The sequence below is a fragment of the Streptomyces sp. RerS4 genome (assembly GCF_023515955.1).
GTDB lineage: Bacteria > Actinomycetota > Actinomycetes > Streptomycetales > Streptomycetaceae > Streptomyces.
This window is the reverse complement of record NZ_CP097322.1, coordinates 6190967-6213377: the sequence shown is the minus strand read 5'-3', so window position 1 is coordinate 6213377 and position 22411 is coordinate 6190967. Positions and strand designations below refer to the sequence as shown.

The following is a 22411-nucleotide window of genomic DNA, read 5'->3' as shown; positions in this document are numbered from 1 at the left end:
GCCACGATCCGTGACATTCGGGCGGTGTCACGGATCGTGGCACCGACCGTGGCACACGCTTCAGGGGACCAGTGTGCCCCCGAGCCTCAGTCGAGCGAGGGCACGGCCCGCAGGCGAGCGCCCTGCTGCCGGGGGAAGTCGGTGCCCGCCGCCGGGCCGGTGGGCGGCCCCTGCGGCGAGGAGAGCACGAAGGTGATCCGGGTGAGCCCCATGGCCTCCAGCATCTGGCCGGATTCCGCCACCGTCCGGCACCGCACCGGACCCCAACCCGGTTCCGGGTGGCGCACGGTGCGCACCGCGCCGTCGCGCCGCGCGGCCTGCTCCCCGTGGGTGCTCAGCCAGTGCGGGACGCCGTAGCGGTAGGCGGCCTCCATGAACGGGTCACGGGCCACCTCCTGACGGATGCTCCGCAGCCCCTCGTCGTCCGGGGCGGCGGCCAGCGCGGCGGCGAACTGCGCCAGCAGCGGCACGCACCAGCCCGGTTCGTGGTCCTCCAGCACGGCCGCGGCGTCCGGGTGGAACAGCACGAAGCGCAGGAAGTTGTCGTCGGGCAGGGCCGTCGGGTGCGGGCGCACCGACTGGAAGAGCCGGTCGAAGGCCGAGTTGGTGAGGGCCACGTCCCAACGGTGGTCCACCAGGAAGGTGGGGTAGGGCGAGGCCTCCATGAGGGCCGCGTAGTCACACAGGTAGTCGCGCTGGGCGGGATCGCGCGGGAGGCGGTTCTCCTCGGCCGCGCGCCAGGTGGGCGGCGGATCCCGGTCGACCATGACCCGGAAGAGCCAGAAGCACTGCCGCTCGCTCATCTCCAAGGCCTCGGCCAAGGCCAGGAGTTTGCGGTCCGTCCACTCCTTGACGAGCCCGCGCTCCCAGTTCCCGTAGGCCCGGACACTGATGCGCAGCCGGGACGCGAGGTCTTCCTGGCTCAGGCCCAGTTCCTCACGGCGCTGACGCAAAATCTCCTTGCGCCGCTCCGACCGCACTGCGCCACGCGCGGACTCCTCGCCCGCCAGGCGCTCCTCACCGGCTCGGACGAGGCCATCGGACTGGCCCACCGCTGCGAGATGTGGCACCGAGAGCTCCCCCTCCTCACGGTCTGGATCTTCATTTCGTTGTGGCGATCCTGCTACCGACTTCATTCGAGTGTCAACTATTGTGGCAATTCCAGCCTTGCGACAGCTCATTCGCGCCACAGCTGTGGCAAGTTCTGGCTCTCCCGTGGCAGACCGGATAGATTCCCTGAGGCCGACCACGTGCCCACTGACCTCGCGCGATCTAGGAGAACCACTGGTGACAGACGGCTTCCCGGCTCCCGTCGCGGTGGCCAACGCGCCCCTGGCAGCGACCGTCACGCGGGTCGCCGAACTCGCGAACAAAATGGGCCGCGACCTGAACCAGGTCTTCGACCTGCGTCGACTCTCGGAGGCCTCCGGGGTTCCGACGGACGTGATCAAGACCCTGCTCGACGGCAGGCGGGCCGGCGAACCCGACCTCCAGGCCCGCTTCCTCCAGCGCCTCGACCTGCTCCGGCGCACCCGGGTCAAGTCGAACGGGCGCCGCTACACGCAGCAGGAGATCGCGGACGGTGCCGGGATGTCCCGCCAGCAGGCCGGCGCCCTGATCAACGGCGACCGCCGCCCCACGATGGAGCACTGTGACGCCATCCAGCGCTTCTTCGGGGTCCACGCCGGCTTCCTCACCGCCCACGACGCCGACGCCCTCACGGACGCGCTCCAGCGGACCGAGCAGCAGCTGCTCCAGGACTTCGCCAAACACGAACGCCAGACCGTATCGGCCGAGGCCGCTTCGGCGGGCGATCCGCTGGCAAGACTCCTACAGAACCACGGCGTGCGGGGCATCGCCTGGCGGGCCGCCCAACTGCCCAGCGACAAGCACCGGGACAAGGTGACCGAATGGCTGGACATGCTTCTCGAAAGTGTCAAACCGAACGAATCATGACCCAGTCGAAAGTCTGGATCTGATCCTTGAGTCCTGATCCGGATCCGCGCCGACGGGGAGAACGGTGAGCATAGGCAGAGCGCAGCGGCGGTTGTGCGCGGAGCTGGTGGCCGGCATCAAGCTGGCCGCCCCCGTGGAACCCGCGGATCTCTACGCCGCCCTCTGCGAGGGCATGAGCCGGCATCGCGGGCGCCCGGTGGAGTTCCGTATGGCCGCCTTCCCCCAGGGGACGGCGAGCGGCCTGTGGCTCGACATGGCGGACCGCGATCTGGTGGTCATCGAGGAGCGCACCGCACCGGACCACCAGTTGGTGATCCTCGGTCACGAGTTGTGGCACATGAAGGCCGGCCACTGCAGTCACCACGTCGACGGCTCCGCCGTCGCCGCCCGGATGCTCACCGACGAGATCGACATCGGCGAGACGGTCCGCAGCGTCGCCGCGCGCACGCGCGCCGACGTCCAGGAGGAGACCGAGGCCGAGACCTTCGGCCTGCTGCTGGGCAGCCGCTGCCGCACCTGGCTGGCCGGGTCGGCGGCGCACCGGGCCCCGGCCCAGCGCGACGAGCTGGCCGGCCGCATCGAGACCTCCCTCGGCTACCGGGGGCACAGGAACGACCGTTGAAAGGACAGGACTACTACATTCCGGCGGCGGCGATGGCGATCGCCCTCGTCTTCAAGCTGCCGGCCCTGCGCAACAACTGGCGCGACCCGCTCCTGCGGTCGGTCTGTGTCCTGCTGACGCTCGCCGGGGCGGTGTTCACCTTCGCCGCCCCGCCCACCATCGGCGCCGTCAACGAGTGGACGGGCATCCCCAACTTCTCCGCCCCCCTCGTGTACTGCCTGATGACCGCCTTCAGCGCCTCCTGCCTGGTGCTGATGTTCAACTGGCGCGGCGGCCCGCCCGAGGAGATCCGGCGCACCTCGCGGCGCTGGATATCGGGCTACGCCACCGTCATCGCGGCGATCATGGTGCTCTTCGCCCTCGGTGACGCCCCGGAGCAGCGCCTGCGCGACTTCGACACCTTCTACGCGAACACCCCGTACATCCGCCTGATGATCGCCTTCTACCTGCTGGCGCACAACGTGGCGGCGATGACGATGGTGGCGATGTGCTGGCGCTGGTCGCTCCAGGTGCGCGGCTGGTTGCGCGGCGGCCTGGTGATCATCGTGGCGGGCTACGCCTTCAGCCTGACCTACGACGCCACGAAGATGTCGGCCGTCGTCGCCCGCTGGCTGGGCCACGACCTCGACGACCTCAGCACCTACGTCGCCCCGCCGCTGGCCTCCATCGGCGCGCTGGTCAGCGCCGTGGGCTTCGTGCTGCCGCTGGTGTGCCAGCGCGCCTCGGACAGCTGGCAGACCTGGTCGACGTACCGGCAGCTCGGCACGCTGTGGCACGAGGTGCAGAGCACCGCCCCCGAGGGCACCCCGGGGGTACGGATGTCCTGGTGGTCGCCGGCCGAGATCCGGGTGATCCAGCGGGAGTCCGACATCCATGACGGGTTCCTGCGCCTGGGCCCCTGCTTCGACCGCCGCCACCGCGACGCCGCCTACGCACAGGCCCTGGCCGACGGCGCCGACGAGGTCACGGCCCGCGCCGTCGCCGACGCCGCGATGGTGGCCGCCGCCGTGCGGGCCACCGCCGCCGACCCCGAGGGCCTGGCCGCCGAGGACGCCGCCGAGGAGGAGCGGGTGCTCATCCTCGCGGACGGGGCGCGGGACCTCGTACGCATCTCCCACGCCCTGCGGCATTCGCCGGTGGTGGCGGCGACCCGGCGGCAGGCGGCCCTGTCGGCGGGCTGAGCGGCGCCCGCGGCGCCGAGCGAGCCGGACGTGCTCAGCGCGAGGCCGTGACCGACGTGGTCGGGAACAGGTCCTGGAAGGGGGCCGCCGAGTCGACGCCGTCGCGCCCGAACGGCGCGTCGAAGCTCCAGACCATGAACAGCAGGAACACGATCAGCGCGCTGAACAGCCCCGCGAGCAGCAGTTCCCGCCCGGAGCGGCGGATCTGCAGGGTGAAGATCAGCCCGATGGTGACGACGCCGCCCACCACCAGTCCCACCCAGATCACGTCGGGCAGCGTGGTGTCGTCGCTCTGCGTGCGCGAGTGCCGGGCGTCGTCGGCGGCCGCGATGTGGTCCAACAGCGGCTGGTAGGCCTGCGCCTGGAGTTCGGTGGCGGGCGTCTGGTGGGTGACGTCCGTACGCAGCTTGCCGAGCAGCCGCGCGCCCTCGGCGGAGGCGGCCTCCCCGTCGGCCATGCGCGGCCAGTCCACCGCGACGGTGTGGGTGACGTACGCGTCCACCTCGCCGCGGATCCGGTCGCGGACGGCGGCCGGGTAGACGTCGGCGCGCTGGCTGACCTCGTACAGGGACTGTGCCTCGCGGCGCACGCTGTCCTCGGCGGCGCCGCGTGCCTCCCAGACGCCCGCGATGGCCAGGCCCAGGACGATCGCGTAGACCACGCCGACCATCATCGTCATGTACTCGATGACGTCGGGGGTTTCGCTGGTGTCCTCGTCGGCCGCGACCCGGCGGTGCCGGATCGTGGTCATGACGAGGACGGCGGCGCAGACGAGCACCATGGCGATGGCCAGGACCAGCCATTCGGACACGAGAAGTCTCCCGTTCGTGGGTCGGTGGGTGCGTCAGCGGGCCGGGGCGCTCTGGCCGCGGCCCTTGGAGCGGGGGCGCAGCGCGGCGGCGGCGAGCACGGCCGGGGTGGCGACGACCACCATCAGCATCATGGTGCTCATACCGTCCGGGCCGCGCCGGGCCAAGGCGATGGAACGGTACGGGCGCACGTGGAAGGCGCTCGTGTACGCGGCGGCGGCTGCGGGCGCGGGCGGGGCGGGGGCCTTCGCCGGAGCCGCGTCCGGTGCGGACTCGGCGGCGGCGCGGCGGCGGCGGCTGCGGCCCGTCCCCGGCGCCGGGGCGCGGGTTCGGGCGTCGGAGCCAGGCCGGGCGCCTGCCCGGGGTGGCTCGCGGTCGGGCGCTGCGCGCCGGGCAGGGTCACCCGTACGGGCGGCGCGTCGGGGCGCGGCGTCCCGGGCCCGGGGTGTGCGGGCGGGGGCCGTGCGGCCGCGTACCGGGGCCGGGAAGCACGGCGGGGGGCTTCGGCCGCCCGGCCGGGACGCAGACGTCGACCCGCGCCCCGTGGCCGTGGCCGTCCCCCGCGACGGCGACGTGACCGTGGAGGGGGCAGAGCGCCGCCACCATGCCCGCCCCGGCGTAGTACTGCCAAGCCGTCACCGCGGTCCTCCCGATTCGGCAGCCTGTATGAGGGTTACGCTGAAGAAACGATCAAGGCCGCGCTTCGACACGCGCCGAACGGGTCGAGATCCCGGTCCGAAGGGCGAGGGGCAGCGCGGAGGTGGGGGTGGAGGTGGGCGTGGACACGGGTGTGGCCGTGTGGGGGGCGATGCGGCGGCCGGGGCGGTTCCTCGGGTCGTGGTGGCCGTGGCGGTGTTGGGCGTACCTCGGGAGCGGGTTCGTGCTCGGGTACGCGACGCTGCTCGCGCTGGTGTCGCTCGTCGGCCTCGGGGTGCTGCTGGCCGTGGCCGGGATCGGGCTCGTGCTGCTGGTCGGGGCCCTGGCGGGCGCGGTGCCGCTCGGGGAGTTGGAGCGGCGACGGCTGCGGTGGGTCGAGCCGGCGCCCGTGGCCGACCCGCACACCTCGCTCGCCGGGGCCGGCGCCGCCGCCTGGCTGCGGACCCGGCTGCGCGAGCGGGCCACCTGGCGGGAGTTCGGGTACGCCGCCCTGTTCGGGGTGGTGTTCGGGGCGGCCGGCTTCGGGGTGCTCACGCTGGTGGCGTTCGCGCTGCTGCTGGTCGCGTCCCCGGTCGTCGTGTGGGCGCTGGCCCCGGAACCGGTGATGTTGATACCCGGTCAGGTCGTGGCGGGGCCGTTGGAGGCCCTGGGCGGCACCGCCGCCGGTCTGGTCGCCCTGATCGTGGCGGCGTACGCGGGCGCGCTGATCGCCGGCGCGCAGGTCAAGACGGCCCGACTGCTGCTCGGGCCGCGCGCGGAGGACGACCGGGTCCTGGAACTGACGCGCTCGCGGGTGCGGTTGGTCGACGCCTTCGAAGCGGAACGGCGGCGCATCGAGCGGGACCTGCACGACGGCGCGCAGCAGCAACTGGTGGCCCTCGGCATGACGTTGGGCCTCGCGGAGATGCGGCTACGGACGGCCCCCGAGGCGGCGGGGGTCGCCGAGGCGGTGGCGCTGATCGGCCGGGGCCGCGGCGAGGCCAAGCGGGCGCTGGAGCAACTGCGCGACCTCGTACGGGACATCCACCCGCAGGTGCTGACCGACCACGGGCTCGCGGCGGCCGTGGCGGAGGTCGCGCTGCGTCATCCGGTACCGGTCGAGGTGGACCTCGACGTGCCCCGGCTGCCGGAACGGGTCGAGATCACCGCCTACTTCACCGTCACCGAGGCCCTCGCCAACACGGCCATGCACAGCGGCGCCGAGCACGTCGCGGTGGCCGGTAGGGTCGAGGGCGGCCGGCTCGTCCTGACCGTCACCGACGACGGCCGCGGCGGGGCGGATCCCGGCGCGGGAACGGGCCTGGCGGGTCTCGCGGACAGGGTGTCGATGTTGGAGGGCAGGCTGATGGTGTCCAGTCCGGTGGGCGGGCCCACCGAACTCCGGGTGGAGGTCCCGTGCTCCGGGTGATCCTCGCCGAGGACTCCGTCCTGCTGCGGGCCGGGCTGACGGAACTGCTGACCCTCGGCGGTCACCGGGTCCTCGCCGCCGTCGGCGACGCGCCCGGTCTGCTGCGGGCGGTGGCGGCCGAACGGCCGGACGTGGTCGTCACGGACGTCCGCATGCCGCCCGGACTGCGGGACGAGGGGCTGCGGGCGGCCCTCGAACTGCGCGCCGGGGACCCGTCGTTGCCGGTCCTGGTGCTCTCGCAGTACGTGGCCACGGCGTACGCGACCCAGTTGTTCACCGGGGCCTCGGCGGCCGGGCTCGGCTATCTGCTCAAGGACCGGGTCGGAGACGTCACCGAGTTCCTCGACGCCCTGCGCCGGGTCCACGAGGGCGGCACGGTCATCGACCCGGAGGTGGTCCGCGTCCTGCTCACCCCCCGCGCGGCGGACCGGCCGCTGGCGCGGCTGACCCCGCGCGAGCGGGAGGTGCTCGCCCTGATGGCCGAGGGCCTCAACAACCAGGCGCTGGCCGCGCGGCTGTTCATCACCGAGGCCTCGGTCGTGAAACACGCGAGCAGCATCTTCACGAAGCTGGACCTGGACCCGACGGAGGGCAACCGGCGCGTCCTCGCGGTCCTGGCCCACGTGCGCGGCGCGCAGGACTGACCCCACCGGTCGGCGCCGCATGGGCCCCGTGTACGGGCCAACGGAAAGGACTACGCGTTCGCCCGGTTCGTGACGGCGCCGCTCCCGACGTTGTGGCCCGGCGAGCCGGCCACGATGCGGGAGGGCTCGGGAGCCGCGGCCGAGCGCGCCCAGACCGCCAGCAGCACCGGTAGCGCCAGGTAGCCGAAGCGGCCGGCCGGGGCCAGCAGGAAGGCCGCCGTGAGGCCGATCGCGAGGCGGTCGGCCGCCGCCACGAGCGTGCGCGGCGGCCGCAGCGCCAGCGAGAGCGCCACCGCCAGAGCGCCCACCCCGAGCAGAGCCACCGTCAGGTTCCACCCCCACGGACCGAGTTCGGCCAGCAGGTGCCCCGGCAGCGGGCTGCTCGCCGGGGTGGGCACCTCCGCCCGCCCGGTCGGGAACGCGAACACCTGCCGCCACAGCTCCGTCGGCTGGAGCAGTACCCCCGGCAGCACCAGGGCGGCCGTGACCGCTACCGTCACCCAGGCGCACCGCCACGCCGCCCGGGGGCCCCGCCCGGCGGCGAGGACGGCGACGGCCACCGCCACCGCGGGCAGCGCCGTCCACTTGAGGGCGCACGCCGCCGCGAGGGCCACCCCGGCCGGCCCCGGCCGCCCGGACACGGCCGCCGCGAGCGCCAGGCAGCACAGCCCCGCCAGCGGCAGGTCGACCCCGCTCACCACGAGCGGCATGGCCACCACCGGCGAAGCCACCAGCAGCGGGAGCAACGGCGAGGGGGCGGAGCCCAACAGTCGGCGGGCCACCGCCAGGCAGGCGAACAGGACGGCCGCGCACCAGAGGCGGGCGTCGCCCAGCAGTCGCACCGCCCACTCCCCGCCCGGCCCGAAGGCCCCGTCGAGCAGGGCGCGCGGGAGGCCGAGGAGGGCGGTCGCGGGGAGGTAGGGGGTGTAGTCCTCGACGCGGGTCGGCTGGTCGACGTAGAGGCGTCCGGTGTCGAGCAGGAGCCGCCCGGAGCGTTCGATCACCGCCACCTCGGATTGCCCCTGCCCGGTCAGGACGAGGTACAGCAGGGGCACGGCGACCGCGCCCACGAGGGCCGCGCCCAGTGCCGCCCGCCTGCGCCCGAGTGCCTCGGCGCCCGCGGCGGCGAGGTAGCCGGCGGCCGCGCACCACCCCCACAACCGGTGCGGGCCCAGTGAGGAGAACAGTGGGAACGACAGGGCCCAGGCGGCGGCGAGGAGCCAGCCGCCGGCGCGGCGGGCGACGGGGGAAAGGGTCATGCCCCCATTCCAGCCGCGCGGCCCCGCCGGGTCTGCACGCCCAGGTGGAGCCTTCACGGTCGGGTTTTCCCTACCCCCCGGCCCCACCCCGCGACCCTGCCCGGCCTACGCCGAAGGGGCGCGACCGCGCGGGTCACGCCCCTTCGGGGTGTCATCGAGGCTCGGGAGCCCGGGAGCCTAGGCGTCCGGGTTGCCGCCGAAGCGCTCGCGGTAGGACTCCAGGTCCTCCTCGGTGATGCGCGCGAAGAGCACCGGCGGCACGGTGAACGGGGTGCCGGCCGGGACCGCGTCCAGGGACCTGGCCTGCTCGGGGGTGACCCAGGTGGCCGTGTCGTCGGCGAGTGCGAACGAGGAGCGCATGGCGCGCGCCGAGGCCGGGATGAACGGCTCGGAGACCACCGAGTAGAGGTGGATCAGGTTCATGGCGGTGCGCAGGGTGAGCGCCGCGCCCTCCAGGTCGGTCTTGACCTCCAGCCAGGGGGCCTTCTCGTCGAGGTACGCGTTTCCGGCGGACCACAGGGCGCGCAGCGCGGCCGCGGCCTTGCGGTACTGGAGGGTCTCCATGTGGCCCTCGTACTCGGCGAGCAGTTCGGCGATCTGCTCGCCGAGCTTGGCCTCGACCTCGCCGGCGGGGCTGCCCGCCGGGACCTCGTCGCCGAACTTCTTGCGGGAGAAGGTCAGCACGCGGTTGACGAAGTTGCCGAGGGTGCCGCCGAGGTCCTTGTTGACGGTGGCGGCGAAGTGCTCCCACGTGAAGGACGAGTCGTCGGACTCGGGCGCGTTGGCGATGAGGAAGTAGCGCCAGAAGTCGGCCGGGAGGATCTCCAGGGCCTGGTCGGTGAAGACGCCGCGCTTCTGCGAGGTGGAGAACTTGCCGCCGTAGTACGTCAGCCAGTTGAAGGCCTTGACGTAGTCGACCTTCTTCCACGGCTCGCGGGTGCCGAGCTCGGTGGCCGGGAACATGACCGTGTGGAACGGGACGTTGTCCTTGGCCATGAACTGCGTGTAGCGGACGTCCTCGGCCTCGTACCACCACGCCTTGTAGTCGCGGTTCGCCGGGTCGGCGTCGGCCCATTCCTTGGTGGAGGCGATGTACTCGATCGGGGCGTCGAACCAGACGTAGAAGACCTTGCCCTCGGCGGCGAGCTCGGGCCAGGTGTCGGCCGGGACCGGCACGCCCCAGTCGAGGTCACGGGTGATCGCGCGGTCGTGCAGGCCTTCGGTCAGCCACTTGCGGGCGATGGACGACGCCAGCTGCGGCCACTCCTCCTCGTGCTCCGCGACCCAGGCCTCGACCTCGTGCTGGAGCTTGGACTGGAGGAGGAAGAGGTGCTTGGTCTCGCGGACCTCCAGCTCGGTGGAGCCGGAGATCGCCGAGCGGGGGTCGATCAGGTCCGTGGGATCCAGGACGCGGGTGCAGTTCTCGCACTGGTCGCCGCGGGCCTTGTCGTAGCCGCAGTGCGGGCAGGTGCCCTCGACGTAGCGGTCGGGCAGGAAGCGGCCGTCGGCGGGCGAGTAGACCTGCCGGATCGCGCGCTCCTCGATGAAGCCGTTCTCCTGGAGCCTGCGCGCGAAGTGCTGCGTGATCTCGGCGTTCTGCGCGGACGAGCTGCGGCCGAAGTAGTCGAAGGACAGCTCGAAGCCGTCGTAGACGGCCTTCTGGGCGTCGTGGGCCTGCGCGCAGAACTCGGCGACCGAGACGCCGGCTTCCTTGGCGGCGAGTTCGGCGGGGGTGCCGTGCTCGTCGGTGGCGCAGATGTACAGGACGTCGTGGCCGCGCCGGCGGAGGTACCTGGAGTACACATCCGCCGGAAGCATCGACCCGACCATGTTGCCCAGGTGCTTGATCCCGTTGATGTAGGGAAGCGCGCTGGTGATCAGGTGTCGAGCCATCCTCGGATGCTCCATTTCATTTATGCGTGACGACGGTCACTACGTGCGAAAGCGTGCGGGCCCTGGGCCGTCTGTGACGGACTGTGACGGGGTTCATCGTATCGAACCGCCGAAAGGGCACGCGCCCGCGTTTCTCTGGGTGGACATGACGCAAAAACAGCGAGGGCAGTGACCTCTCCGTCACGGCCCTCGCAATGGGCCCATGCTACAGCTGCCCGCCGACGCCCGGGACCGGTCGTGGAGGGGGGGCGGCGGCGCTTGCACCATGGGCCCGCGCCGACCCGGCATATGCGTACGGGCCTGCGGAAACGCCTCCCGATCGATCCCGATCACGACTCGATCATCGGCGACCGTAATCCTCCAGCTTGCTGCTCTACGCCCCCGGAGTGCGCCGGCGCTGGTCTTATGGGCCCCGCACAGGGGATGAGGTGGGGAACGGTGAACGATGGCGGACCGGAGGAGTCCGGTGGGGCCGTGGGCCTGCCCAGCCGACGGCGGCAGCCGACGCCCATGAGTCAGTGGGATCCGACGGCGCGCCTGTCGTACTGGGCCTTCCACGCCAATCGGCGTCCGGCGTACATGCGCTTCGCGTACCTTCAGCTGGGCTCGGACGAGGCCGCCGAGGACGCCGTGGACGCCACGTTCGACTCGATCATGAACGAATGGCTTCGCATGCTGCACATGGACCGCCTGGACGCCTACGCCTGGACGGTGCTGAAACAGCGCATCGTGGACTGGCAGCAGCGCCGCGACCCGCGCTGCGGCCGGCCCGAACCGATGGACATCAGCGCCTTCGAGGCGGCCCTCAAGGAGGTGCACGCCGACCGGTCGGGCGCGTGCGACGAGTCCGGTCCGTCGGAACCTTCCGATCAGTACGAGATCCTCACCGACGCGATCCGGTTCTACTCGGCCGTCGCCCGCCTCGCGGAACGGCAGCGGGACACCGTGATGCTGCGGTACGGACTCCAGTGCACCCCCGGAGAGGCCGCCGCCGTGATGGGCGTCGACGAGGCCACCGTCCGTTCCCAGCTCGGCCAGGCGCACCGGCGCCTCGCCCGGCTGCTCGACGCGTCGCCCGAATCATGAGGCGCCGCGAGGACCACGACCGCGACGGCCGCGCCAGGGGCCCGCGCCCGCTCGCCGAGTTCCTGGAGCGGGCCCGCGTACGCGACCGCTACCCCCACTACGACCTCGGCGCGGCCGAGGCCCGGCTGTTGCGCGTGCCGCGCGTGCCCGGCCCGACGCTCCCCGCCGGGGGCCGCAACCGTCGCCGGCCCTTCGGGTGGAGCGACCCGGCCCGCGACGCGCCGCTCGACTCCGAGCGGGCCCGGCGCGACCTCAAGGCGGCCTGCCTCGCGGTGGTCTGCGACCCCCGCGCCCGCTCCGACCTCGACCGTTTCCTCGACAGCGCGCACTGCGACCTGCCCGGGGCGGTCGTCTTCGGCTGCCTCCTGCACCTGGCGGGGATGCGGGAGGGAGCCCGCTTCTGGTGGCAGTTCGCCGCCGGATCGGGCAGTCCGCACACCGCGCAGGCGGCGTACTGCCTCTTCCTCGACCACTCCCGGCGCGGCGAGCACCACGACGCCCGGGTGTGGGCGCGCGAGCTGGGCCGCCGGGGCTACCGGCCGAGCGGGCGGCGCGAGCTGCGGGAGGTACGGCTGTGCGCGCAGGCGGCCGTCCTGCGCTACGTCGACCAGCAGGACGACCCCGATCTGGGCCCGGTACCGCTGCCGCGGGCCGGGCTGCCCGCCGTCCTGGCCGCGTTCCTGCCGCCGCCCCCGCTCCCGGCCGCTCCTCAGCCCCGCCCCGGCCCGCGCCCGCTGCGCCGCCCCGCGCCGACGGTCGCCGTGCGGGGCCCCTGCGAGCGGCCGACCTGCCCGACACGGGGACGCGCTGGCGCAGGCGCGGCGCGCGTTGGCCGTCGTACAGGTCCTGGAGCGGCACCCGCTGGGCGTGCGGACCGAGCGACTGGCCCGGAAGTCGGGGCTGGGCGAGGCGGCGCTGCGGCCGATCCTGACGATGCTGTGCGAGGAGGAGTACGCCTGCCGGACCGGGGCGGGGGTGTACGCGCGCGGCCCGGCCCTTGACCGGCTCGCGGCGCCGGGCGGCGCGGGCCTGGCGGGGCAGCTCCAGCGCACGCTGGCGCTGGCGCGCGACAGCGCGGGCGCCGCCGTCTACCTGAGCCGGTACGCGGAGGGCGAGGTCCGCATCACGCAGATGGCGGACGGGCCGGGGGCGCCGCCGGTGCGGGAGTGGGTGGACTTCCGGGCGGCCGCGCACGCCAGCGCGGTCGGCAAGTGCCTGTTGACGCAGCTCGACCGCGACGGCCGGGCCGACCACGTGGCCCGCCACCGCCCGGCCCGGCTCACGCCACGCACCATCACCGACAGCCGGGTCCTGTTCAACGCCCTGGACGCGGTCGCCCCGGGCGCTCCCGTGTTCGACCTGCGGGAGTACTCGCCCGGTGTGGTGTGTTCGGCGGTGCCGATCGCCACCGGCGGCGCGGCGGGCAGCCTCGCGCTGTCCCTGCCCGCCGCGCACGCCCACCGGCTCCACGCCGCCACCCAGGCGCTGCGCCGCAAGGCGGTGCCGGTGCTGCTGGCGCTGCTCCTGTCGGGCGCGATCCCCCCGGACGCCCCGACGCAGGTCCCCGTACCGGTGTCCGCCCCGACGGCCGCCGCCACCCCGGAGACCCTGCGCCGGTTGGGCCGCCTCTTCCGTACGCCGCTGACCCGCGTCACGGCCCAGGAGGGCCCGCACCTGGTCAGCGACACCTCGGCGGCAGCGGCGTACCTCTTCGAAGCCGCGGACACCCACCCGGACCCGGACCACCCGCGCCTGGCCCTCCCCCACACCTTCACCCAGGTCACCCCGGGCACCCTCCCGGCCCACGACGGTCTGGTGGTCCTCCACATGTGAGGAACCATCCGACGCGCCCGCTCGTCCTGTGCGTAAGAGCTACGGGGGGGGCAATCATGAACAACGTCACGCTGGCCGAGGAAGTCATGCTGCTGTCGCTGGACGACGAGTCCGGATCGGCGCGCAAGCGACAGGCGGCCGGATGGGCCGTCGCGGGCGGCATCCTGCTCGAACTGGTCCTGGCCGGGCGGGTCACGGTCACCGGCAAGCAGCTGGAGCTGACCGACACGACCCCCACCGGCGACGCCCTCCTGGACGAGCGGCTGGCGCTCATCGGGACGTGGCTGCGGCAACGGCCCAAGCGCCCGGTGACCGGCTGGCTGACGAAGGACCACACGAGGGCGGTCGCGGCGACGCTGCGGAGCCTGAGTGCGCGGGGGGTCGTCGTCGAGACGCGGGACAAGGCGCTCGGCCTGTTCCCGGTCCGCCGTTACCCCGAGGCCGACGCCTCCGTCGAACGCGCCCTGCGCGAGCGGCTGCGCGCGGCCGTCCTGGACGGCTCGGAGCCCGACGCGCGCACGGCCGGCCTGATCGCCCTGCTCCACTCCGCGAAGCTCCACCGCCTGGCCTTCCCCGACGGCCCCCACGGTGAGGTGAAGTCCCGGATGGCGGAGATATCCCAGGGCCAATGGGCCGCGGACCACCTCCGCGCCGCGATCCGCGAGATGCAGGCGGCGGTGACCGTCCTCACCACGGTCACCGTCATGACGGCGATCTCTTAGGCGGCGCCGGCGGGGCTGTCCCGAAACGCAAAAGAACCCCACCGAAGTGGGGTTCCCGCTGGTGTCCGAGGGGGGACTTGAACCCCCACGCCCGATAAAGGGCACTAGCACCTCAAGCTAGCGCGTCTGCCATTCCGCCACCCGGACAGGTGGTCGGCCCCGGTTTCCCGCGGCGACATGGACAACAATAGCAAAGGATCGGAGGGCCCCCGACCAATTGTCGGTCAGGCCGCCGCCCCGCCACGCCGCGCTGACCTGCGGGCATGCGCGGACGGGCGGTGGGGGTGCCGGGCGGACACCGCCTCAGGGGCAGTGGATGACCTGGCCCGCGTAGGAGAGGTTGCCGCCGAAGCCGAAGAGGAGGACGGGGGCGCCGGAGGGGATCTCGCCGCGCTGGACCAACTTCGACAGGGCCATCGGGATGCTGGCCGCCGAGGTGTTGCCGGAGTCGACGACGTCGCGGGCGACCACCGCGTTGACCGCGCCGATCTTGGCGGCGAGCGGCTCGATGATCCGCAGGTTCGCCTGGTGGAGGACGACCCCGGCCAGTTCCTCGGGGGTGATCCCGGCCTTCTCGCACACCTTGCGGGCCAACGGCGGCAACTGGCTCGTGGTCCAGCGGTAGACGGACTGGCCCTCCTGCGCGAAGACCGGCGGCGTGCCCTCGATGCGGACCGCGTGGCCCATTTCCGGCACGGAGCCCCACAGGACCGGGCCGATGCCCGGTTCCGTGCTCGCCTCGACGACCGCCGCGCCCGCCCCGTCGCCCGTCAGGACGCAGGTGGTGCGGTCGCTCCAGTCGGTGATCTCGGTCATCTTGTCGGCGCCGATGACCAGGGCGCGGGTGGCGGAGCCGGCCCGGATCGCGTGGTCGGCGGTGGCCAGGGCGTGGGTGAAGCCCGAGCAGACGACGTTGAGGTCCATCACGGCGGGGCCGCCGCCCATGCCCAGCTTGGCGGCGACGCGCGCGGCCATGTTGGGCGAACGGTCGATGGCGGTGGAGGTGGCCACCAGGACGAGGTCGATGTCGTCGGGGGTGAGGCCCGCGTTGGCGAGGGCCTTCCCGGCGGCCTGGTAGGCCAGCTCGTCGACCGGCTCCTCGGGGCCCGCCATGTGCCGTGTCCTGATTCCGACGCGGGAACGGATCCACTCGTCGTTGGTGTCGACCATGGCCGCGAGGTCCTCGTTGGTGATCACTTTCGCGGGCTGGTAGTGCCCTAGCGCCACCACGCGTGAACCGGTCATGGGCGGGGTCCCCCTTTGTACGGCAGTCAGGATCACCCAGCTTCTCCTGCTACCGATGGGTACGTGTGCGCGTGACCCGACAGGATTCCGCTATCGGAATTTGGAGAATTCCGAGCAACTTCCTGCCGGGGACGTGATCGGCCGCCGATCCGGGAGAATGTCGTGGTCAAGTGCACGACGAGGACGGAACGGGTGGGCTGATCGCCATGGGACGGGTCACCGAACGGCGCCGCGTCGTGCGCGTCCGGGGCGGGGCGACCGGGGTGCGCCCCGACACGCTGGTCGCGGAGGAACCGCTGGAGATCCGCCTGAACGGCCGGCCCCTGGCCATCACGATGCGCACCCCCGGCGACGATTTCGCGCTGGCGACGGGCTTCCTCGTCAGCGAGGGCGTGATCGCCCGCACCTCGGACGTCCAGGCCGTGACCTACTGCGAGGGCGCGACCGAGGAGGGCTCCAACACCTACAACGTCGTCAACGTCCAGTTGGCCGCCGGAGTGCCCCTGCCGGACATCACCCTGGAACGGAACGTCTACACGACCTCCTCCTGCGGCCTGTGCGGCAAGGCCAGCCTGGACGCGGTCCGGACGGCGACCCGTTTCCCGGGGTTGGCCGCCGACCCTGTACGGATCTCCGCCGACATCCTCTCGACGCTGCCGGACCGGTTGCGCGCGGCGCAGAAGGTCTTCGACCGGACGGGCGGCCTGCACGCGGCCGGGCTGTTCTCGGCGGAGGGCGAGCTGCTCGACGTACGGGAGGACGTGGGGCGGCACAACGCCGTGGACAAGATCGTCGGGCGGGCCGCCCAGGCCGGCCGGCTGCCGCTGGCCGGGTCGGTCCTGCTGGTGTCCGGCCGGGCCTCGTTCGAGCTGGCCCAGAAGGCGGTGATGGCGGGCATTCCGGTACTGGCGGCGGTCTCCGCTCCGTCCTCCCTGGCGGTGGACCTCGCCCTGGAGTCGGGGCTCACGCTGGTCGGCTTCCTGCGCGGGCCGGACATGAACATCTACGCGGGCGAGGAGCGGATCCTCCTGCCCGACGCGGACGCCCCCTAGCTCAGCGCTTGCGAGCTCAGCGCTTGCGAGCTCAGCGCTTGCGCCGTGCGCGGGAACGGCCGGCCGGGGCCTTGGGTTCCGGGGGGTCGATGCGGTGGAGTTCCAGGGTGGCCGGGAGCGGGACGGCGCCGGGGCCACCGGACTGCGCCCAGGCGATGATCTCGTCGGTCGCCGTGTCGTCCAGCGCCCAGCCGAACCAGACCGCGCGGGCGCCCCGGGAGCGGGCCTCACCGGTGGGTTGGACGACGATGACGTTGGCCTGGGCGCAGGGGCCGAGGCAGTCGCTCGTACGGACGGCCAGTCGGCCCCCGGACGCGGCGGCGGCCTCGCGCAGCCGGGCGAGTTGACCGGCGTGGTCGGTGCCGGGGTTCTTGCGGGGGTCGCCGCAACAGCAGCCGCGACACACCACCAGGGTGCAGGGGCGCGGGGCGTTGACGGCGAGCGGGCGTATCCAGGTCACCGCCGCACGTTACCGGCCCCGCGCCGTGGGGTGTTGTCCCCCGGGCGAGACCTCCGCCACAGCGGCAGGGGCGAGTTCGGCCTGCGGGTCGCGGGCGCGGCGTCGGGCCAGGACCGCGCAGACCATCAGCTGCATCTGGTGGAAGAGCATCAGCGGCAGCACGGCGAGCGAGGCCTGCGCCCCGAACAGCACGCCGGCCATGGGGAGTCCGGCGGCTAGGCTCTTCTTGGACCCGGCGAACTGGATGGTGATGCGGTCCGCGCGGTCGAAGCGCAGGCGGCCGGCCCCGTACCAGGTGAGGAGGAGCATCACGGTGAGGAGTACGGCCTCCACCAGCATCAGCGCGCCCAGGCGCGGCAGGCTGACCTGGCGCCAGATGCCCGCCACCACGCCCGCGCTGAAGGCGGCGTAGACGACGAGGAGGATCGCGCCCCGGTCGACGCGGCCGAGGACCTTCTTGTGCCGGACGAGGAAGGCGCCGACCCGGTGGTGCAGGGCCTGGCCGAGGAGGAAGGGCAGCAGGAGCTGGAGGGCGATCCTGCCGAGGGAGTCGAAGGAGAAGCCGCCGGCGTCGCCGCCGAGCAGGGCGACGGCGAGGAGGGGCGTGAGGAGGAGGCCGACGAGGCTGGAGAAGGAGCCGGCGCAGATGGCGGCGGGGACGTTGCCCCGGGCGATCGAGGTGAAGGCGATGGAGGACTGGACGGTCGAGGGGACCAGGCACAGGAAGAGCAGGCCGTTGGAGAGTGGGTGGGTGAGGAGGGTGGGGAGGAGGGCGCGGGCGGCGAGGCCGAGGAGGGGGAAGAGGAGGAAGGTGCAGGCGAGGACGGTGAGGTGCAGGCGCCAGTGGCGCAGCCCGTCGAGGGCCTCGCGGGTGGAGAGGCGGGCGCCGTAGAGGAAGAAGAGGAGGGCGACGGCGGCGGTGGAGGCCCCGCCGACGAGACCGGCGGCCTGGCCGCGGGCGGGGAGCAGGGCGGCGAGGCCCACGGTGGCGAGCAGGGCCAGGAGGTACGGGTCCAGGGGCAGCCAGGCGGGAAGGCGCGGGCGTCGCATGGGCGGTGCTCACTTGCTGTCGGTGCGAAGGGCGGTGCGAGTGGGGGCGGTGCGGGTTGGGGCGGTTGCCCCATTCGCCCATGGTGGCCGGTCCGGCGGCCATCGGGAAACCCGCACACCGTGCTGACTGTCATCACGTTTCTCGATGGGCGGCGCTCGGGGGTGTCTTTCGGGTCAGGCCGGGCTCGCGGTGGCCGGCACCGCGCCTCGCCGCGTTGTCGTCGGTCGCCGACGCTCCGCGTCGACTCCCTCCTCCGCCTTGCGACGCACGGCACCGACCACCGCTCCCTGATCCGGCCTGACCCGAAAGACACCCCCTAGGCTGGCGTCATGTACGACCCGGTTCAGCTGCGCACCTTCCTCACCGTGGCCCAGACGCTGAGCTTCACGCAGGCCGCCGCCCGGTTGGGCGTGCGCCAGTCGACGGTCAGCCAGCATGTGCGGCGGCTGGAGGAGGCGACGGGCCGGCCGCTGTTCGCCCGGGACACGCACAGCGTCGGGCTGACGGAGGACGGCGAGGCGCTGCTCGGCTTCGCGCGGACCATCCTGGAGGCGCACGAGCGGGCCGCCGCCTTCTTCGCCGGGACGCGGCCGCGGGGGCGGCTGCGGTTCGGGGCGTCGGAGGACTTCGTCCTGACCCGGCTGCCGGAGGTCCTGGAGGGGTTTCGCCGGGGGCACCCGGAGGTGGACCTGGAGCTGTCGGTCGAGCTGTCGGGCGTCCTGCACGAACGGTTGGACGCGGGCCGCTTGGACCTCGTACTGGCCAAGCGGCGCGGGCCCGGGGACGAGCGGGGTCGGCTGGTGTGGCGGGACCGGATGGTGTGGATCGGGGCGGAGGGGCTGCGGCCGGATCCGGAGCGTCCGGTGCCGTTGATCGTCTTTCCGCCGCCGGGGATCACCCGTGCGCGGGCGCTGGAGGTGTTGGAGCGCGAGGGGCGGGCGTGGCGGATCGCCTGTACGAGCGGCAGCCTCAGCGGTCTGATCGCGGCGGCCCGCGCCGGGCTGGGGGTGATGGCGCACACGCGGGGGCTGATTCCGCCGGGGCTGGTCCGGGTGGGCGGGCTGCCCGATCTGGGGCCGGTGGAGTTCGCGCTGGTGCAGGGGGACCGGCCGACGCCGGCGTCCGAGGCCCTGGCGGCGGCGGTCCTGGCGGGCGGCGACCGGCTCAGCCGGCCGGCGTAGGGGGCCGCGTCGGGCGCCCGGGTCCCCCCGTGTGCCGGGAAGATCTTGTGGAGGTTTGCCAAGGGGTCCCGGGGGCCGGGGCCGGTGGGGTAGCGTCGCGGCCCCCGGTACGGAGAGGAGCGGGATGCCGCACGAATTCACCGTCCCACCCCTGGTCACAGGCGCGCCGGTCGGCGGTCTGGCCGACTCCGTCTTCGAGCACGCGGGGCAGGATCCGGACCGGGTGGTGCTCGGCCGCAAGAGCGGCGGCGTCTGGCGTGACGTGACATCGGCGGAGTTCGCCGCGCAGGTGTTGGCGCTCGCGAAGGGCCTGCTGGCGCAGGGGATCGGCTTCGGGGAGCGGGTCGCGGTGATGTCCCGTACCCGCTACGAGTGGACGCTGTTCGACTTCGCGTTGTGGGCGATCGGCGCGCAGCCGGTCCCGGTCTATCCGTCGTCGTCCGCCGAGCAGGTGCACTGGATCCTCCAGGACTCCTCCTGCGCGGGGTGCGTCGTGGAGGACGAGGACCAGGCGATGACCGTCGGGTCGGTCATCGAGGGGCTGCCGGGTCTGCGGCTGCTGTGGCAGCTGGACGCGGGGGCGGTCGAGGGGCTGGTGGAGTCCGGTCGGACGGTGGACGAGGACGTGGTGCACCGGCACCGGCGGGCGGTGACGCCCGACGCGGTGGCGACCGTCATCTACACCTCGGGGACGACGGGCCGGCCCAAGGGGTGCGTGCTCACCCACGCGAACTTCATGTTCGAGGCGGACACGATGGTGGCGCGTTGGGAGTCGGTGTTCCGGGCCGGTCCCGGCGAGGAGCCCTCGACCCTGTTGTTCCTGCCGCTGGCGCACGTCTTCGGGCGGATGGTCGAGGTGGCGGCCGTACGGTCCCGGGTCAAGCTGGGGCACCAGCCGGTGCTGGCGGCGGCCGAGCTGTTGCCGGACCTGGCCGCGTTCCGGCCGACCTTCGTGCTGGGCGTGCCGCACGTCTTCGAGAAGGTGTTCGCGGCGGCCCGGCGCACGGCGGAGGCCGAGGGGCGCGTCGGGGCCTTCGACCGGGCGGTGGAGACGGCCGTACGGTATTCCGAGGCGCGCGAGCAGAAGGCCTTCGGGACCGGGCCGGGCCCCTCGGCGGGGCTGCGGATGGAGCACCAGCTGTTCGAGAAGCTGGTGTACGGGAAGGTGCGCGAGGCCCTGGGCGGCCGCGTACGGCACGCGATGTCGGGCGGATCGGCGATGTCGCGGCGGCTCGGGCTGTTCTTCGACGGCGCGGGGATCACCGTGTTCGAGGGGTACGGGCTGACGGAGTCCAGCGCGGCCGCGACGGCGAATCCTCCCGGGGCGACGAAGTACGGGACGGTGGGGCCGCCGATCCCGGGCAGTACGGTCCACATCGCGGAGGACGGGGAGGTGTGGCTGCACGGCCCGCACGTGTTCGCCGGCTACCTGGGCGACGCGCGGGCGACGGAGGAGGTGTTGCGCGGCGGCTGGCTGGCGACCGGGGACCTCGGGCGGTTGGACCGGGACGGCTACCTGACCATCACCGGCCGCAAGAAGGAGATCCTGGTGACCTCCAACGGCAAGAGCGTGGCTCCCGCCGCGCTGGAGGAGCGGGTGCGCTCGCACCCGCTGGTGTCGCACTGCGTCCTGGTCGGCAACGACCGGCCGTTCGTGGCGGCGCTGGTGACCCTGGACATGGAGGGGATAGCGCACTGGTTGTCGATGCGCGGCCTCGCGCAGCGGACGGCCGCCGAGGTGGTGGACGATCCGGCGCTGGCGGCGGAGGTGCGGCGGGCGGTGGTGGCCGCCAACACGCTGGTCTCGCAGGCCGAGGGGATCCGCGCCTTCCGGGTGCTGGCGGAGCAGTTCACGGAGGAACGCGGTCTGCTCACGCCCTCGTTGAAGCTGAAGCGGCGGGCGATCGAGAAGGCGTACGCGCGGGAGATCGCCGGTCTGTACCCGTCCTGAGCAGGCACGGCCCGATCCATCCTGACGGTCCGATCCTTCCTGACGGCCCGTCATAAACTTTGGCCGCAAATATTGACGGTGCGTCAGGTCACGCACAGAATGCGGGGATTCCGACCGGAGGGGATCCCACACATGTCGCGATCGATCCGCGCCCTGGCCGCCGCAGCCGCCGCGCTCGCGCTCGTCTCCGCCTGCAACTCCCCCTCCCATGGGACGGATCCGGGCAAGCCCGGGGACGCCGCCGCGATCACGCGGGGAGTGACCGACACCTCCGTCAAGGTCGGCGGCATCGTGTCGATGACCAGCTCCAGCGGCTACAGCAAGAAGGACACCGACCTCGGGGCGAAGGCCCGTTACCTGAGAGCCAACGCCGAGGGCGGGATCCACGGCCGGAAGATCGACTACATCGGCGCGGAGGACGACGGCCAGGACCCGGGCAAGAACCTGGCGGCCGCCCGCAAACTCGTCCAGCAAGACAAGGTCTTCGCCGTGGCCCCGATGAGCTCGGTCACCTTCACCGGCGCCGACTTCCTGGAACAGGAGAAGGTCCCCACCTTCGGGTGGGGCACGCTCCCCTCCTTCTGCGGCCCCAAGTACATCTACGGATTCAACGGCTGCCTGGTCCCCTCCCCCGGCGGCACCATCAACCAGACCTGGCCCGAGGGCATCGCCAAGATCCTCGGCGGCGCGCAGGGCAAGTCCGTCGCGATCGTCGCGAACGACAGCGACGCCGGGAAGTTCGGCATTCGGACCTTCCAACAGGGCTTCGCCTCGGCCGGGTTCAAGGTGGCGTACGCCAAGGCCTCCGTCCCCGCGACCGCCGTGCCGAACGACTGGTCGGCGTACGTGAAGGAGATCCTCGGGAGCGACGAGGGCCAGGCCCCGGACGCGATCGTCTCGGTCATGCAGACGCCCAACAACATCGGGCTCTTCACCGCGCTCAAGCGCGGCGGCTACAAGGGCGTCCTCTCCGACCCGACCGACTACGATCCCGGGCTGCTCGCCAAGGACGCCACCCGCCAGGCCCTCGACGGGGTGCACGTCCTGCTCCAGTTCGAGCCGTTCGAGTCCACGAGCCCGAAGATGGCGCAGTTCAAGGCGGACATCAAGGCGGCGTCGGGGGGACAGGACCTCCCGTTGAACATGCACATGCTGACCGGCTACATGTCGGCCGACCTCTTCCTGGCGATCGCGCAGAAGGCCGGCAAGGACCTCACCCTCACCCACTTCCAGAACGCCGCGCAGAGCTTCTCCGACACCGGAACCCTGGTCGGCGACCGCGCGGAGCCCAAGGGGCAGAAGGACAGCTTCGGCTGCGGGGCACTGGTCCAGCTCAAGAACGGGGCGTACGAGGTGTCCGTCCCCTTCACGTGCCACGAGCCCATCCCCTTCAAGTAGGGC

General features: G+C 72.9%; 19 protein-coding genes, 1 tRNA gene and 1 pseudogene. 12 read left to right on the top strand and 9 right to left on the bottom strand.

What is annotated here, in order from left to right:
* Nucleotides 1-86: 86 nt before the first annotated feature.
* The gene (locus M4D82_RS27920) at nt 87-1070 is read right to left on the bottom strand and encodes an MmyB family transcriptional regulator (RefSeq protein ID WP_249768938.1); all 984 of its coding nucleotides are present in this window, start codon (nt 1068-1070) and stop codon (nt 87-89) included.
* A gap of 217 nt (nt 1071-1287) precedes the next feature.
* Between M4D82_RS27920 and M4D82_RS27915 the strand changes: the two genes are divergently transcribed.
* The 3 genes from M4D82_RS27915 (at nt 1288) to M4D82_RS27905 (ending at nt 3759) form a co-directional block, all read left to right on the top strand.
* A complete protein-coding gene (locus M4D82_RS27915; RefSeq protein WP_249768937.1) occupies nt 1288-1956 on the top strand; it encodes a helix-turn-helix domain-containing protein in 669 nt (222 codons plus the stop codon).
* A 64-nt stretch (nt 1957-2020) separates the two neighbouring features.
* On the top strand, nt 2021-2578 hold the full coding sequence (locus M4D82_RS27910) for a toxin-antitoxin system, toxin component (protein WP_249768936.1): 558 nt from the start codon (nt 2021-2023) through the stop codon (nt 2576-2578).
* Complete coding sequence (locus tag M4D82_RS27905; RefSeq protein WP_249768935.1) at nt 2575-3759, top strand: MAB_1171c family putative transporter; 1185 nt, start codon at nt 2575-2577, stop codon at nt 3757-3759. Before M4D82_RS27910 ends, M4D82_RS27905 begins: the two co-directional genes overlap by 4 nt.
* 34 nt (nt 3760-3793) lie before the next feature.
* Here M4D82_RS27905 and M4D82_RS27900 read toward each other — a convergent pair whose 3' ends face one another.
* Together M4D82_RS27900 and M4D82_RS27895 are read right to left on the bottom strand one after the other, a co-directional pair.
* Complete coding sequence (locus tag M4D82_RS27900) at nt 3794-4570, bottom strand: bestrophin-like domain (protein WP_249768934.1); 777 nt, start codon at nt 4568-4570, stop codon at nt 3794-3796.
* A gap of 397 nt (nt 4571-4967) precedes the next feature.
* Nucleotides 4968-5207: a hypothetical protein gene (locus tag M4D82_RS27895; protein ID WP_249768933.1), complete on the bottom strand. Its 240-nt coding sequence runs from the start codon at nt 5205-5207 to the stop codon at nt 4968-4970.
* Nucleotides 5208-5376: 169 nt separating this feature from the next.
* On the opposite strand from M4D82_RS27895, the gene M4D82_RS27890 reads away from it, so the two are divergent.
* Together M4D82_RS27890 and M4D82_RS27885 are read left to right on the top strand one after the other, a co-directional pair.
* Complete coding sequence (locus M4D82_RS27890; RefSeq protein ID WP_249772218.1) at nt 5377-6633, top strand: sensor histidine kinase; 1257 nt, start codon at nt 5377-5379, stop codon at nt 6631-6633.
* Nucleotides 6621-7277, top strand: a complete 657-nt coding sequence (locus tag M4D82_RS27885; protein ID WP_249768932.1) for a response regulator transcription factor — start codon at nt 6621-6623, stop codon at nt 7275-7277. Before M4D82_RS27890 ends, M4D82_RS27885 begins: the two co-directional genes overlap by 13 nt.
* Before the next feature lie 50 nt (nt 7278-7327).
* On the opposite strand, the gene M4D82_RS27880 is transcribed toward M4D82_RS27885, so the two are convergent.
* Entirely contained in the window at nt 7328-8536 is a 1209-nt protein-coding gene (locus M4D82_RS27880; protein ID WP_249768931.1) for a glycosyltransferase 87 family protein, read from the bottom strand.
* 177 nt (nt 8537-8713) lie between these two features.
* Nucleotides 8714-10429: a methionine--tRNA ligase gene (metG, locus tag M4D82_RS27875; protein WP_249768930.1), complete on the bottom strand. Its 1716-nt coding sequence runs from the start codon at nt 10427-10429 to the stop codon at nt 8714-8716.
* 510 nt (nt 10430-10939) lie between these two features.
* Here metG and M4D82_RS27870 point away from each other — a divergent pair.
* The 3 genes and pseudogenes from M4D82_RS27870 to M4D82_RS27860 all read left to right on the top strand — a co-directional run bounded on the left by M4D82_RS27870 (nt 10940) and on the right by M4D82_RS27860 (nt 14070).
* Nucleotides 10940-11515 (top strand): RNA polymerase sigma factor, encoded by a 576-nt coding sequence (locus tag M4D82_RS27870; RefSeq protein WP_249768929.1) that lies wholly within the window; start codon nt 10940-10942, stop codon nt 11513-11515.
* An 807-nt stretch (nt 11516-12322) separates the two neighbouring features.
* Nucleotides 12323-13042, top strand: a pseudogene (locus M4D82_RS27865) (IclR family transcriptional regulator domain-containing protein); the annotation flags it as partial.
* Between the two features lie 362 nt (nt 13043-13404).
* On the top strand, nt 13405-14070 hold the full coding sequence (locus M4D82_RS27860) for a GOLPH3/VPS74 family protein (protein WP_249772216.1): 666 nt from the start codon (nt 13405-13407) through the stop codon (nt 14068-14070).
* A gap of 59 nt (nt 14071-14129) precedes the next feature.
* Here M4D82_RS27860 and M4D82_RS27855 read toward each other — a convergent pair.
* Nucleotides 14130-14217, bottom strand: a tRNA-Leu gene (locus M4D82_RS27855).
* Between the two features lie 156 nt (nt 14218-14373).
* Entirely contained in the window at nt 14374-15315 is a 942-nt protein-coding gene (locus M4D82_RS27850; protein WP_249768928.1) for a beta-ketoacyl-ACP synthase III, read from the bottom strand.
* Between the two features lie 206 nt (nt 15316-15521).
* On the opposite strand from M4D82_RS27850, the gene fdhD reads away from it, so the two are divergent.
* Complete coding sequence (fdhD, locus tag M4D82_RS27845) at nt 15522-16367, top strand: formate dehydrogenase accessory sulfurtransferase FdhD (protein WP_249772214.1); 846 nt, start codon at nt 15522-15524, stop codon at nt 16365-16367.
* A 31-nt stretch (nt 16368-16398) separates the two neighbouring features.
* Here the strand turns inward: fdhD and M4D82_RS27840 are convergent, their stop codons facing one another.
* Both M4D82_RS27840 and M4D82_RS27835 read right to left on the bottom strand, forming a co-directional pair.
* A complete protein-coding gene (locus tag M4D82_RS27840; RefSeq protein WP_249768927.1) occupies nt 16399-16827 on the bottom strand; it encodes a (2Fe-2S) ferredoxin domain-containing protein in 429 nt (142 codons plus the stop codon).
* 9 nt (nt 16828-16836) lie between these two features.
* A complete protein-coding gene (locus M4D82_RS27835) occupies nt 16837-17877 on the bottom strand; it encodes a bile acid:sodium symporter family protein (RefSeq protein WP_249768926.1) in 1041 nt (346 codons plus the stop codon).
* A 330-nt stretch (nt 17878-18207) separates the two neighbouring features.
* Between M4D82_RS27835 and M4D82_RS27830 the strand changes: the two genes are divergently transcribed.
* The 3 genes from M4D82_RS27830 to M4D82_RS27820 all read left to right on the top strand — a co-directional run bounded on the left by M4D82_RS27830 (nt 18208) and on the right by M4D82_RS27820 (nt 22408).
* Entirely contained in the window at nt 18208-19059 is an 852-nt protein-coding gene (locus tag M4D82_RS27830) for a LysR substrate-binding domain-containing protein (RefSeq protein ID WP_249768925.1), read from the top strand.
* Nucleotides 19060-19183: 124 nt separating this feature from the next.
* Complete coding sequence (locus M4D82_RS27825; protein WP_249768924.1) at nt 19184-21010, top strand: AMP-dependent synthetase/ligase; 1827 nt, start codon at nt 19184-19186, stop codon at nt 21008-21010.
* A gap of 132 nt (nt 21011-21142) precedes the next feature.
* A complete protein-coding gene (locus M4D82_RS27820) occupies nt 21143-22408 on the top strand; it encodes an ABC transporter substrate-binding protein (RefSeq protein ID WP_249768923.1) in 1266 nt (421 codons plus the stop codon).
* Nucleotides 22409-22411: the final 3 nt, after the last annotated feature.